The organism is Methylobacillus pratensis (assembly GCF_054072455.1).
In genome coordinates, this window is record NZ_JBSUSR010000005.1 from 225,724 (window position 1) to 238,758 (window position 13,035).

Annotated in this window: 9 protein-coding genes; 4 read left to right on the forward strand and 5 right to left on the reverse strand. The window is 59.0% G+C overall.

Annotated features, from left to right (window positions below; all coding sequences use genetic code 11):
* Positions 1-28 precede the first annotated feature (28 nt).
* On the forward strand, positions 29-1,513 hold the full coding sequence (locus tag ACW4YW_RS11945) for a mechanosensitive ion channel (protein WP_457137753.1): 1,485 nt from the start codon (positions 29-31) through the stop codon (positions 1,511-1,513).
* 58 nt (positions 1,514-1,571) lie between these two features.
* On the opposite strand, the gene ACW4YW_RS11950 is transcribed toward ACW4YW_RS11945, so the two are convergent.
* Complete coding sequence (locus tag ACW4YW_RS11950; protein WP_457137754.1) at positions 1,572-3,128, reverse strand: protein adenylyltransferase SelO; 1,557 nt, start codon at positions 3,126-3,128, stop codon at positions 1,572-1,574.
* Positions 3,129-3,422: 294 nt separating this feature from the next.
* Between ACW4YW_RS11950 and ACW4YW_RS11955 the strand changes: the two genes are divergently transcribed.
* Complete coding sequence (locus ACW4YW_RS11955) at positions 3,423-4,421, forward strand: LLM class flavin-dependent oxidoreductase (RefSeq protein ID WP_457137755.1); 999 nt, start codon at positions 3,423-3,425, stop codon at positions 4,419-4,421.
* Positions 4,422-4,464: 43 nt separating this feature from the next.
* On the opposite strand, the gene ACW4YW_RS11960 is transcribed toward ACW4YW_RS11955, so the two are convergent.
* Positions 4,465-5,106, reverse strand: coding sequence for a PEP-CTERM sorting domain-containing protein (locus ACW4YW_RS11960; protein WP_457137756.1), 642 nt, complete (start codon positions 5,104-5,106; stop codon positions 4,465-4,467).
* Positions 5,107-5,334: 228 nt separating this feature from the next.
* Here ACW4YW_RS11960 and ACW4YW_RS11965 point away from each other — a divergent pair, with 228 nt between their 5' ends.
* Positions 5,335-6,042, forward strand: a complete 708-nt coding sequence (locus ACW4YW_RS11965) for a Crp/Fnr family transcriptional regulator (RefSeq protein WP_457137757.1) — start codon at positions 5,335-5,337, stop codon at positions 6,040-6,042.
* Positions 6,043-6,053: 11 nt separating this feature from the next.
* Here the strand turns inward: ACW4YW_RS11965 and ACW4YW_RS11970 are convergent, their stop codons facing one another.
* Complete coding sequence (locus ACW4YW_RS11970) at positions 6,054-7,067, reverse strand: LysR family transcriptional regulator (RefSeq protein WP_457137758.1); 1,014 nt, start codon at positions 7,065-7,067, stop codon at positions 6,054-6,056.
* Between the two features lie 244 nt (positions 7,068-7,311).
* Between ACW4YW_RS11970 and betT the strand changes: the two genes are divergently transcribed.
* The gene (betT, locus tag ACW4YW_RS11975; RefSeq protein ID WP_457137759.1) at positions 7,312-9,300 is read left to right on the forward strand and encodes a choline BCCT transporter BetT; all 1,989 of its coding nucleotides are present in this window, start codon (positions 7,312-7,314) and stop codon (positions 9,298-9,300) included.
* A 55-nt stretch (positions 9,301-9,355) separates the two neighbouring features.
* Here the strand turns inward: betT and ACW4YW_RS11980 are convergent, their stop codons facing one another.
* Both ACW4YW_RS11980 and ACW4YW_RS11985 read right to left on the reverse strand, forming a co-directional pair.
* Complete coding sequence (locus ACW4YW_RS11980; RefSeq protein ID WP_457137760.1) at positions 9,356-11,932, reverse strand: TonB-dependent siderophore receptor; 2,577 nt, start codon at positions 11,930-11,932, stop codon at positions 9,356-9,358.
* A gap of 144 nt (positions 11,933-12,076) precedes the next feature.
* Positions 12,077-13,033, reverse strand: coding sequence for a FecR domain-containing protein (locus tag ACW4YW_RS11985; protein ID WP_457137761.1), 957 nt, complete (start codon positions 13,031-13,033; stop codon positions 12,077-12,079).
* Positions 13,034-13,035: the final 2 nt, after the last annotated feature.

Genomic DNA, 13,035 nt, shown 5'->3' on the forward strand with positions numbered 1-13,035 from the left:
TGTCATCTAAACAACACGGGAGGATCGCATGAATACGGAATGGAACAGTATGTGGGGCGCGGTACAAACCGGCCTCGGCGACAACATGCTTCAACTGCTGGGCGCGCTGGCCATCCTCGTGCTGGGCTGGCTGTTCGCGGTGCTAGTGCGGGCCGGCGTGCGGCGCGGCCTGGGCATGGCAGGCACCAACCGCCGCTTTGCGCAATTGACCGGGCAGACCGGGAAGCCGGTGGATATCGAAAAAGGCGTGGCCGTCAGCCTGTTCTGGATCGTGCTGCTGTTCACCTTCGTCGCGGTGCTCAATTCTCTCGACCTAGCCATGGTATCCGGCCCGTTCGCCGCACTGCTCACCGAAATGTTCGCCTACGCGCCGCGCATTCTCGCAGCCCTGATACTGGCGCTGGTCGCCTGGTTGCTGGCCAGCCTGGTGCGCGCGCTCATCACGCGCGTGCTGGCGAAGACCACGCTGGATGAAAGGCTGGCCGAGCATGCCGGCATGGCGCCCATCAGCGACGGCCTGGCCCAGGCGCTGTTCTGGCTGGTGATATTGCTGTTCGTGCCGGCCGTGTTGGGGGCGCTGCAACTGCAAGGCCTGCTCGACCCGCTGCGCGACATGGTGGCAAGGGCACTCGACATCCTGCCCAATGCCGTCGCTGCGCTGGTGATCGGCGGCGTCGGCTGGATCGTCGCCACGGTGCTACGCAACCTGGTCAGCAACCTGCTGCGCACCGCCGGCGCCGACAATCTCGGCCAGCGCGCCGGCATAACGGAAACGTTGCGCCTGTCGCACGTGGGCGGCTTGCTGGTATTCATCGCGGTGTTCTTGCCGTCGCTGATCGCCGCGCTCGACGCCCTGCGCATCGAGTCGATTTCCCGCCCGGCCACCGACATGCTGTCCATGTTCCTGGCTGCCGTGCCGCACATCATCGCTGCCGGCCTAATCCTCGCGGTCACCTGGCTGGTGGGCTCGTTTGCTTCGCGCCTGCTGGCCAGTCTGCTGCAAACGCTCGGCTTCGATACCCTGCCGGCGCGCGTCGGGCTCGGCCATGCTTTTGAAGGCAAATCGGCTTCCGGTTTCGTCGGCAAGGTCGCGCTGTTCTTCGCCATGCTGTTCGCCGCGGTGGAAGCCGCCAACCAGCTCGGCTTCCTGCAGGTTGGCGACATCGTCGCCACCTTCATCCGCTTCGGCGGCGACGTGCTGCTCGGCTCGGTGATCCTGGTGATCGGCTTCTGGCTGGCCGGCTTGGCGCATGAAGCCATCGACCGCGCCGCCGGCCCCAACAGCCGCGGCCTGGCGCGAATCGCCCGCTTCGCCATCCTCGGCCTGGTGGTCGCCATGGGCCTGCGCGCCATGGGCATCGCCGACGACATCGTCAACCTGGCATTCGGCCTGACGCTAGGCGCTATTGCGGTGGCAGTTGCCCTATCCTTCGGCCTCGGCGGACGCGAGGCGGCCGGCAAGCTGATGGAACACTGGCTGGCGAAATTCCGCCAGGACGACAAGCGCGATTGAGATGATGTGAAGCAAGGCTCTTCGAGCGAAAGCCGTTCAGCGAAGCTGGACGGCTTTTTTATGAACTGCACGACAACATGGAACACCCTGCCTTGTGCCTGGCCCAATCCGGCCGCAGGGCGGCAAAACGCTCCTTGCCCTGCTGCTCGTCATAAGGCTTGCGCAGCACGTCCAGCAGCTCTTCTATCATGCTGGTATCGCCCGTGTCGGCCAGGTCTATGGCCTGTTGGGCAAGGTAGTTGCGCAGCACGTAACGCGGATTGACCCGGTTCATGGCCTCGCGCCGCTCCGCCGGGTCGCGCCCGTCCGCGAGCGTCGCCTGTGCGTATTGCTTGAGCCAGTCGCCGAACTTGGGCTTGAACGTTTCCCATAGTGCAGGGCTATAGGCTGCGCTCTGCAATACCCCCAAGTCGGGCTGGGCGGAATCCACCCAAGCCAGCCTGCGGAAAAACTCGGTCATGTCGATCTCGGCCTGGGTCATGAGGCCGAACACTTCATTGAGCAAGGGCTCATAGTCGTCGCGCCATGCGCTGAAGCCGAACTTGGCGGCCAGCACGGCGCCCCATTCCTTGTTGTAGGCCTGGTCGTAAAGCATGAGGCCTTCGTCGTAGATCTCGCGCTCGGGCTTCAAGGCATATAGCGCCTGCGCCAGGCGCTCCAGGTTCCAGCGCGCGATGTCGGGCTGGCGGCCGAAGCAATAGCGGCGGCCTGCCGCGTCGGTGGTGTTGGGAGTCCAGCCCGGGTCGAAGTTGTCCACCCAGCCGTATGGGCCGTAATCGATGGTCAGGCCGAGAATGGACATATTGTCGGTGTTCATCACGCCGTGCACGAAGCCCACGCGCATCCATTGCGCAATCAGGCGCGCGGTGCGCACGCAGACGATGGCGAACCATTCGGCAAAGCGCTCTTCTTCCGGGTAATCCTTCAACTCGGGAAAGTCACGATCAATGGTGAAATCCACCAGCGTTTGCAAGGTTTCCCTGTCGTCGCGCATGGCGAAAATCTCGAAATTGCCAAAGCGGATGAACGAGGGCGATACCCGGCAGACAATCGCGCCCTTCTCCGCCTGCGGATTACCGTTGTAGAACATGTCGCGGATCACGACGTCGCCGGTCTGCACTAGGCTCAGGGCGCGCGTCGTGGGGATGCCGAGATGGTGCATGGCCTCGCTGCAGAGGAATTCGCGCACCGAGGAGCGCAGCACTGCGCGCCCGTCCGCCATGCGCGAATACGGCGTCACGCCCGCGCCCTTGAGCTGCAGTTCCCAACGCTGGCCTTGGGAATTGACCACCTCGCCCAGGCTGATGGCCCGGCCGTCACCCAACTGTCCTGCCCAGTTGCCGAACTGGTGCCCGCCGTAACACATGGCATAGGGCTCCATGCCCGGAATCAGGCCGTTGCCGCCCAGCGCGCTTACCCATGCCGGCGAATTGATCTCTTCCTCGCCCAGCCCCAGCGTTTGCAGCATTTCTGGCGAATAGGCGAGCAGCCTGGGCGCAGACACCGAAGTCGGCATCACCCTGGACCAACAGGCGCCATACACCTGGCGCAACTGGTTGCTGGTTTCCGGATCGCCCGGCAACTCTCGCAAGAAACGGTTATCAAAAGTAAGCATGGTCAAAATATGGGGCCGATCAATAAGGTTCAATGAAGGAGGGACGGTATGTAAAGAATGACAGCGTCCCGTATTGTATGTTCTCTCGCAGGATAAATTAAACTGGCAGATGCTTAAAAAACAAGCAGGATCAATTTATGCATGGCATAACAGCCGCTTAGTAGCGCAATGCCCATCATGCCCACAAAGTTACCCACAGAAATTGTTGAGGCCGGTGCATAATCGGGCTTGAACCGAACCTCAAGGGCAAACACCTGTCTTCCACAACATTCTGATGAATGACACTTGCAAGCGATGATTCCATTTTCCATCCTCGACCTCTGCCCCATCGTGCAGGGCAGCACGCCTGCACAGGCTTTCAGCAACTCCATTGAACTGGCGCAAGTTGGGGAGGAGTCAGGCTACCGGCGTTTCTGGCTGGCGGAGCACCATAACATGCCGGGCATCGCCAGCGCGGCAACTGCCGTCGTCATTGGCCATGTCGCCGGCCAGACCAAGACCATACGCGTCGGCGCCGGCGGCATCATGCTGCCCAACCATGCCCCGCTGGCGATCGCGGAGCAATTCGGCACGCTGGAATCGCTTTACCCGGGGCGCATCGACCTCGGGCTGGGCCGCGCGCCCGGCAGCGACATGGCTACCGCGCGTGCCTTGCGGCGCAACCTGCATGCGCATGGTGAGGATTTCCCCGAGCTGGTGGCCGAGCTGCAGGACTACTTTGCCTTGCCCCAGCCGGGCCAGGGCATCAGGGCGGTGCCCGGGGCGGGCCTGGCCATCCCCATCTGGATACTGGGCTCCAGCCTCTATGGCGCACAGTTTGCCGCTGCGCATGGCTTGCCGTTCGCCTTTGCCTCGCATTTTGCGCCCACCTTCCTGTTACAGGCGCTGGACACCTACCGCCGCAATTTCCAGCCCTCCGCCTCGCTGGACAAGCCCTACTTCATGGTCACGGCCAATATCCTGGTCGCCGACACCGATGAAGAGGCGCGCTACTGGTTCAGTTCCCAGCAGCAAGGCTTCACCAACCTCCACCGCGGCACGCCGGGGCAATTGCCGCCGCCGGTGGACGATATCGAGCAATACTGGACGCCTGCCGAGAAGATCGGCGTGGAACGCATGCTGGCCTGCTCGCTGGTCGGCTCCGCCGCCACCGTTGAGGCCGGCTTGAGAAAGCTGCTCCATGACCTCGCGCCCGACGAGCTGATGGTGACCGGCCATGTGTTCGACCACGCAGTCAGGCTAAAATCGTACCGGGCGGTGGCCGCTCTCCGCAACAAGCTGGCGGCGGAATGAAAAAGGCCGGGCATCAACCCGGCCAATTGAGGAATAGCGTCTTTTAATAGAGAGGATGCTGGTGCTGGCGTTTGCGCCTGCTGATCAGGCCCATTACGCCCAGGCCCAGCGCCAGCATGCCGTAGGTGCTGGGTTCGGGCACGGCGGTGACCACCACGCCATCGAGGAAAGAACCGTACGAGGGCGCATTCTGCGGTTCTATCGAGACGAACTTCAAGGTGGTCAGGCTATTGGAGGCCAGCAGGTTGGTGAAGTGGTATTCCACCCATCCGCTATGCGAAGTGACAGAGGTTGCCACCACCTGTGCCCCGCCCCAATACACTTCCAGTGCGCTGTTCAGGTCGCCTGGAGTATCCGAGCGGCCGGAATAGGCAAAGCTGAGGTTGTACAAGCCGCCGGAAGTCGTTGTCAGGTCCTGCCAGATCGAGGTCAGGTTGGTCGAGTTCAGCTCAAGGTACTGCTCCCCTTCGAATGCAGTATTGAATGCTGGCCAACCGCCATGATCGCTGCCGCGCTGTATTTCGAACACGCCGTCCGAGTTCCATCCAGTCACCGAGGGCAACTGCTCCCAGGCACCCGAGATCGCATCGGCCTCGAAGCCCCCGTTCACCACGATGTTCGCTGCATTTACCCCGCTACTTGCAGCCAGTAGTGCTCCACAAATCGCCATAGTCAATTTATTCATTTTCTCTTCCTTCTCATCGTCATTTGCCTAAGAAAAGTACGTTTGCCTGGCTATGAGCGCCAGGTGGACTGAGCATGCATGCCAGCCCCCTGCTTTACTGTGCGCTACCGCACATAACCCGATGATTTATAGGAAAACTAGCCCAATCGGACTAATGCACGGCAATTGTCCGTTGCAGGCCGGATCGATCGGCATATACTGAATTGCAGCACTCTGCTTGGAGGCCAAATGGATATCCCGTTCAGCCCGCATGGCAATACCTTGATCAACGCGCTGCCGCTGGAAGATCAGCAGCAGCTAATAGAAAACCTGGAGCCGCTTTGCATGCAGCTGGGCGAGGTGTTGTACGAATCGGAACAATTATTGAAGTATGTGTTCTTCCCTGTCGATGCCATCGTCTCCCTGCTCTATGTCATGGAGAACGGCGCATCGACGGAAATCGCGGTGGTCGGGGAGGAAGGCATGGTTGGCACGCCGGTCATCATGGGCAGCAATACCTCCTCCTGCCGCGCCGTGGTGCAGAGTGCCGGGTATGGCTACCGCATCCGCGCCGGCACCTTGAAGCAGATTTTCGACCGCCGGCCTGCCGTCGCGCACCTGTTCCTGCGCTACACCCAGGCCCTCATCACCCAAATCACCCAGACCGCCGTCTGCAACCGGCATTGCGTGCTGGAACAGCAATTATGCCGCTGGCTTTTGCTCAGCCTGGACCGCCTGCACAAGACAGAGCTCATCATGACGCAGGAGCTCATCGCCAACATGCTGGGCGTCAGGCGCGAAGGCATCACCGAAGCGGCGGGGAAACTGCAGAAACAAGGGCTGATCAGCTACAGCCGCGGCCATATCCACGTGTTGAACCGGCCGGGCCTCGAACGCATGGCGTGCGAGTGCTACCAGGTCGTGCGCCAGGCATACGCCTCGCTGCTATACGCGTAAACCTAAGAACTCTAAAATACCGCCTCGGCCGTATTGTTGCGGTCGATGATCTCGCGCATGGTGTTGCCCTGCTCGCACTGGGCAAAGCGGCACTCCGCATCCACCATGTCGCTGCTGCATCCGCCCAGCAGCGGGCAGCTGGCGAACAGCTCGGCGATCCAGTCCACGAAGGCCCTGACCTTGGGCGACAAGTGCCGATTGTGCAGGTATACCACTGAAATCGGGTGGCTGGACGGCTGCCATTGCGGCAGGACTTCCACCAACTCGCCGGATTGTAGATGCGGCAGCACCATATAGCGCGGCGCCTGGATCAGGCCGAAGCCCTGCAGTGCGCAGGCGACATAGGCCTCGGCGTCGTTGACCGCGACCTTGCCGACGCCGCGCACTTCCGTCACCTTGCCGTCCACGACAAAATCCCAGTCCATGTTCCGCCCCGTGCGGCTGGAAAAATAATTCACGGCATGGTGCTCCTCCAGGTCTTCCAGTGTCGTGGGCACGCCGTGCTGCTCCAGGTAGCGCGGCGAAGCGCAGGTCACCACACCGAACGCACCTATGCGGCGGGCGACCATGCTGGAATCCTGCAATCCCCCCATGCGCACCACGCAATCCACCGCCTCCTGCACCATGTCCACCGGGCGGTCGCTCATCCCGATCACCAGCTCCACGTCCGGGTAGCGCGTGTAGAAATCGCACAGCTTGGGAATGATGATCAGGCGGCCGATTGAGGGCGGCACGTCGATGCGCAGCCGCCCGCTCGGCCCGCGCGTCACGTCGCGGAACAAGGCTTCCGTCTCGTCCACCTCGGCCAGGATGCGCATGCAGCGCTCGTAGTAGGCCGCGCCGTCCGGCGTCAGGCTCAGGCGCCGCGTGGTGCGGTTGAGCAGGCGTACCTTGAGCAGGCCTTCCAGCGCCTGGATGGTGGTCGTCACCGTCGTGCGCGGCAAGCCGAGGCTATCCGCCGCGCGCGTGAAACTGTTGGCATCGACCACCCGGGTGAATACCTGCATTGCCTGGAACCTGTCCATGATGCTTTCCTGTCAAACTGGATAATTGTGATGAATTCTACTAACAATCATGAAAAATTTAACCAATTATTTACAGGATCATCAATAAAAAGATTGTGGACAGGTTTTTAGAATGGGCAATCCAGCCGCTCCCCGCCTAGCGCCTAGCGCCTAGCGCCTAGCGCCTAGCGCCTAGCGCCTAGCGCCTGGCGCCTGGCGGGCTGAACATGCTTATAATGTACAGAACCCATCATCCAACACCATCATGCCCGAGTCAGAATCCCAGCCCCTCGCCCCCCGCATGCAGATCAATCCCGGCGTGTTTTTCAGCGCTGCCGGCCTCATCGTGCTGATGGTCGGCCTGACAGCATTTTTCCCCAGCGATGCCCAGGCCATCTTCGGCATCATCCAGACCTGGATCATCAAGAATGCCAGCTGGTTCTACATCCTTACCGTAGCCTTGGTCCTCATCCTCACCGTCTACTGCATGGTCAGCCGCTTCGGCGACATCAAGCTGGGGTTGGACCACAGCGAGCCCGAATACAGCAACGCCACCTGGTTTGCCATGCTGTTCTGCGCGGGCATGGGCATCGGCCTGATGTTCTTCGGCGTAGCCGAGCCTTTGATGCACACCATAGACCCACCGCAAGGCGACGCCGACACCATCACAGCAGCGCGCGAGGCCATGCGCATCACCTTTTTCCACTGGGGGCTGCATGCCTGGGCCATTTATGCGCTGGTGGCGCTCATCCTGGCGTTTTTCGCTTTCCGCCACGGCCTGCCGCTGACCCTGCGTTCCGCGCTCTACCCCTTGATCGGCGAGCGCATCCACGGACCGATCGGCCATGCGGTCGACACCTTCGCGATTATCGGCACCGTGTTCGGCATCGCCACGTCGCTGGGCTTCGGCGTGCTGCAGATCAATAGCGGGTTGCACCACCTGATCCCGCAAATTCCCGTCGGCATCCTGGTGCAGGTAGTGCTGATCCTGGTCACCACCGCCCTCGCGACTGCCTCGGCGGCAAGCGGCCTGGACAAAGGCATCCGTCGGCTTTCCGAACTCAACATGATATTGGCCGTGCTGTTCATGGCCTATGTCTTCTGCATGGGCCCCACCGTGTTCCTGCTGCAGGCCTATGTACAGAACACCGGCGCCTACCTGTCGCAGATCGTCAGCAAGACCTTCAACCTCTACGCCTATGAACCTACCGACTGGCTGGGCGGCTGGACCCTGTTCTACTGGGGCTGGTGGCTTTCATGGTCGCCCTTCGTCGGCATGTTCATCGCCCGCGTGTCGCGCGGACGCAGCATCCGCGAATTCATTGCCGGCGTCATTTTCGTGCCGGCAGGATTTACTTTCCTCTGGATGACGGTGTTCGGGGATACGGCCATCCACCTCTACCTTTACGACGGCCTGGCCTCGCTCGGCGAGACTGTGAAAACCGACAACTCGCTGGCCCTGTTCGCCTTGCTGGAACAGCTTCCCCTGCCGCAAGTCACCAGCACCGTCGCCGTCATCATGGTCATCATCTTTTTCGTCACTTCCGCCGATTCCGGCGCCTTGGTCATCGATATGCTCGCCTCCGGCGGCAAGGACAGGACGCCGGTCTGGCAGCGCATTTTCTGGTCGCTCGTCATCGGCATCGTCGCGGTGGTGTTGCTGCTGGCGGACGGGCTCTCCGCGTTGCAGACCGCGACCATCGCCAGCGCGCTGCCTTTCTCCATCGTCCTGGTCGCCGCATCGTGGGGCTTGCTGCGCGCATTGAACATCGACCTGACCAAGCGCGGCACTCGCTTCCAGACCTATCTCGCGCCGCCGCCCGGAAACGCGCCGGAAAACTGGCGCCAGCGGTTGCGCACCATCGTCACCTTTCCATCCCGAGGCGACGTGCGGACATTCATCCGCGAGACCGTGCAACCCGCGGCGGAAGAAGTCGCCACGGAACTACGCAAGCGCCAGTACGAGGTATCGGTCACCACGGGAGAGGACGGCCGCGTCAGGCTGGAAGTCATGCATGGCGCCGAAATCGACTTTGTCTACGAAGTCAGGCCGCGTTCCTACGCGCAACCCAGCTTTACCGTACAAGGCACCAAGGACAGTGCGGACGAGGACGCGCGCTATTACCGGGCCGAAGTCCACCTCAAGGAAGGCGGACAGAATTACGACCTCGTCGGCTGGAGCAAGAGCGCAGTCATCAGCGACATCCTGGACCAGTACGAACGCCACCTGCATTTTCTGCATTTGGTGCGGTAAACTCACAAAAAATTGGGGTGCGATAAGCACCCCATCATTTCAATCGATATTTCCCTTAGAACGTGCCACGCACAGTCAGCATGACATTTCGGGGAGTACCGTAATAGTTCCCCAACCCAGCACTGCCTACCGTCTGGTAATATGTCTTGTCAAACAGGTTGTTGGCATTCAGATTGAGCGACCAGTTCTTGTCCACTTGGTATTCCACCATGGCATCCCAAATCGCATAGCCACTTTGGGTATACTTGAAAGGAATGTTCGCCTCAACCACATTCCCTGCCCCATCAAACCTGTTGGAGACACCGCTGACATAGGTTGTGCTTTGCAGATTGACACCCCCACCAACTCGCCATTTGGAGTAATTCCCTGGCAACTGATAGACAGTCCACAGCTTGACCATATGCTTGGGCGTAATCGTGCTCAATGGAAGGCTGTCAGCCAGATTGCGGTTATAGTTATAGACATAGCTGGCCATCGTCATCAGCCCAGGTAATATCTCGCCGCTGGCTTCCAATTCCACTCCCTTGCTGACCACTTCACCCTGATTCAAGTAGCAACAACTCCCACCAAACAAGACCGAATTATTGGGATAACGCGTATCCAGAATGGCGCCATCTTCGCGCTTGGTGTAAAAAACAGCCGCTCCGGTATTGACAGCACCATTGAACAAATCGCCCTTCAGACCGATTTCATAAGTCTTGCCTGTCATAGCATTCACAGTTTTTGCACTACCCTCAGGCCCTTGCAGCAAGTTCTGCTGTGGCTTGAAAATCTCGGAATAACTAGCATAGGCAGACCACTGCTTATCCAACTCATACGTCAACGCTGCATAGGGCACGAACTTGGTTGGCTCACGCATCTCAATACGGCTGATATCAACACCATCATCAATGGTCTGTTCAAATTTGTAGCGTGCAAGCCTACCTCCAAGAATCAGCTTCGCTTGATCGCTCACCTGTAATGCAGTTCGCGCATAGATGCCATACTGTACTTGAGTGTTCGGGTTGTACTTGATAGTTAAGGTGCTACTGATAGGATAAGGATTCCAATACGTTGAGCTGGGATCAAATACATTCGCTGGCAACCCGCGGTTTGCTGGATAAGCCCCACCACGCCATTGACTCGTGACTCTCTGCCAATCGGCACCTAATACAAACTCATGCTCGCGCGAGAAGGCATTGAAACTACCTGACAAATTAGTATCAAACAGGCTCTGTTTTGTCCATGAATCATTATAACTCCCAGTCCAGATTGGTCCGGCCAGAGTAACCGGGTTCACGCCATTCAAGGCAAATGCCCCCAGGCTTTCCACTTTCTCATGCGTACCAGTGTAGGTGGCATTCAATTTCCACTGATTCTTGAACACATGGTCAAACTTGGCAAATAACTCTTTTGAACTTGCATCAGTATATGACCAACTTTGTGTCAAACCAGTACTACGCTTTAATTTCAGATCTTCACCAGTACTATATCTAGGTACACTGCTCCATGTGCCATTCTCATGAATCCGCTCATAACGACCACCCAGTGTCACCATAGTATCCGGCGTCAAATCAAACTCCAGAATGCCATACACAATCGGCTTTTCGGTGCTGCGGTTGTCGATAAAATACTGACGGTCGGCATGAGCAGCCACCAGCCGGCCACGCAGATTACCAGCCTCAGTCAATGATCCACTGGCATCTAGCTGCACGCGATAGTTATCCCAGGAACCTGCTGAGGCATCGACCTTGAACTGAGTATCCCGGGTTGGCCGCTTGCGCACCAGGTTGACAATGCCCCCAGGATTGCCTGCACCACCAAACAATGAGCTACTACCTCGCAATACTTCGACATGGTCAAACTCAACTAGATCAAAAGTGCCAATGCCATAAAAACTGCCAGCTGAAGTACTCATCGCCATCGGAGATGCACCATCGATCTGGTAGTTATCCAGCAAGAATCCGCGCGAGTAAAAGCTATTGATCCGATAATTGGTATTTTGTACGGTGATGCCGGGAGTGATTTTCATCGCCTCAGTCAAATCCGTCATCCGCTTGTCCTGAATCAACTGTGAAGTCACTACGGAAACAGACTGGGGTGTCTCACGCAGGCTGGTTGGCGTCTTGGAGCCAACACTGACCAATCTAGCGGCATAACTTTGTGTATTTTCCGTAGATTCCCCCATACCCTGCGCTTTCACTGTCAGCTCTGCCAATATAGCGGTTGGAACCTCGACATCGGATTGAGCAATAGTTTTGACAATATAATTGCCTTCCTCCTGCCTAACTGCTTGTAATCCTAGTGGCGATAATAATGCAGACAATCCTTGAGCTACAGTGTAGCTACCTTTCAGACCCCTTGTTTCCTGCGCTTTGACTAACGCAGGCTCCGTGGTGATATTGATGCCGGTCTGCACGGCAAATTCCGTAATAGCGGCAGCCAGCGATCCGGCGGCAATGTTCAGCTCCCTAACCTCGGTCTGGCTTGTGACTTGTTCGGCATGTACCTCATGCCAGCTGGCAGCGCCTGCCGCCATCCCGATAGCCAAAACTGCCGCATGCACAGCATGATGGATGCGAGGACGGGGTGAGACGTTTTCCGCCTGCATGTATTGGGGAATCGTGCTTTGGGGTTGATGACGCAATGACATATGTTCCTTCCTGTAATGTTAATCGTTTTTGTTACGTCAACAGACAGGACACAACAGGCAGGGGAAAAGGGCCAAATGAAGGCAGTTTATTTTCTGGAATCGAAAAAGAGCTTGATTTTGATATGGAACATTCCATATCAAAAGTCATCTCGCCGTTACGGTGACCCAGTAACGCGTCCTGTATTCGAGCTTGACCGGGAACACCTTGGCCAGGTTGAGCAGGATGGCGTCGGTATCCTGCAACTGGTAAGCGCCCGTCACGCGGATATCCGCCACGGCAGGATCGCAGCGCAGAATGCCCGGACGATAGCGCGCAAGCTCGGCAATAAAATCACCCAGGCGGGTTTCATCGGCTGAAAGCACACCGCGCGCCCAATGCAGCTCGCGGGGAGACAATGCTTGCGGCTGGTAGATGGCGTCGGCATCGAAGCGGGTTTCTTCATTGGCATGAAGGATGTCAGTCCTGGCCCCATTGCTGATTTGCACGGCCCCCTCCTGCACCGCCACAAACACATGGTCGTCGATATGGCGCACGACAAAACGGGTGCCCAACGGCTGCACTGGCCCATAAGCGGTCTGCACGGTGAAGGGACGCGGCTTGCCATTCGGCTGGGCATCGGGGGCGGTTGCGATGAGGATTTCCCCGCTGCGTAAATATATGGTGCGTGAGATGGCGCTGTAATCGACATCGATCCGGGTGGCGGTATTGAGCTGGATCACGGTGCCGTCTGCCAGGACGATGCGGCGCTGCTCTCCCGTGGCGGTGCGGTAATCGGCCAGCCAGCCTTGCTGCTCGCTGGTGCGCCAGCCCAGCCAGCCGGCAGGCACGGCCGCAATCAATATCGCCAGTTGCTTGATGGCCTTGCGCCTGTCCAGGCGCGTTTTGCGCCGCAATGTGCTGCCCGTCTGTTGCGGCAGGTTCGACGCCAGGCCGCTGATGCGCTGGGCTTGCTGCCAGGCTTGCTCGTGGGCTGGGTCAGCGCCGCGCCACTGTTGGAAGGCAACCAGCTCCTGCGCCGTGGCTTCGCCGGAATCGAGCAGCACGAACCATTCCGCAGCCTGCATGGCGACCTGGCGAATCGAAAGCTCCGGCGCCGCCATCG

Bases quoted from the DNA above. Each gene is read 5' to 3' on its own strand.
- ACW4YW_RS11945 (WP_457137753.1), top strand. From the start codon at position 29: ATGAATACGGAATGGAACAGTATGTGGGGCGCGGTACAAACCGGCCTC.
- ACW4YW_RS11950 (WP_457137754.1), bottom strand. From the start codon at position 3,128: ATGCTTACTTTTGATAACCGTTTCTTGCGAGAGTTGCCGGGCGATCCG.
- ACW4YW_RS11955 (WP_457137755.1), top strand. From the start codon at position 3,423: ATGATTCCATTTTCCATCCTCGACCTCTGCCCCATCGTGCAGGGCAGC.
- ACW4YW_RS11960 (WP_457137756.1), bottom strand. From the start codon at position 5,106: ATGAATAAATTGACTATGGCGATTTGTGGAGCACTACTGGCTGCAAGT.
- ACW4YW_RS11965 (WP_457137757.1), top strand. From the start codon at position 5,335: ATGGATATCCCGTTCAGCCCGCATGGCAATACCTTGATCAACGCGCTG.
- ACW4YW_RS11970 (WP_457137758.1), bottom strand. From the start codon at position 7,067: ATGGACAGGTTCCAGGCAATGCAGGTATTCACCCGGGTGGTCGATGCC.
- betT (WP_457137759.1), top strand. From the start codon at position 7,312: ATGCCCGAGTCAGAATCCCAGCCCCTCGCCCCCCGCATGCAGATCAAT.
- ACW4YW_RS11980 (WP_457137760.1), bottom strand. From the start codon at position 11,932: ATGTCATTGCGTCATCAACCCCAAAGCACGATTCCCCAATACATGCAG.
- ACW4YW_RS11985 (WP_457137761.1), bottom strand. From the start codon at position 13,033: ATGGCGGCGCCGGAGCTTTCGATTCGCCAGGTCGCCATGCAGGCTGCG.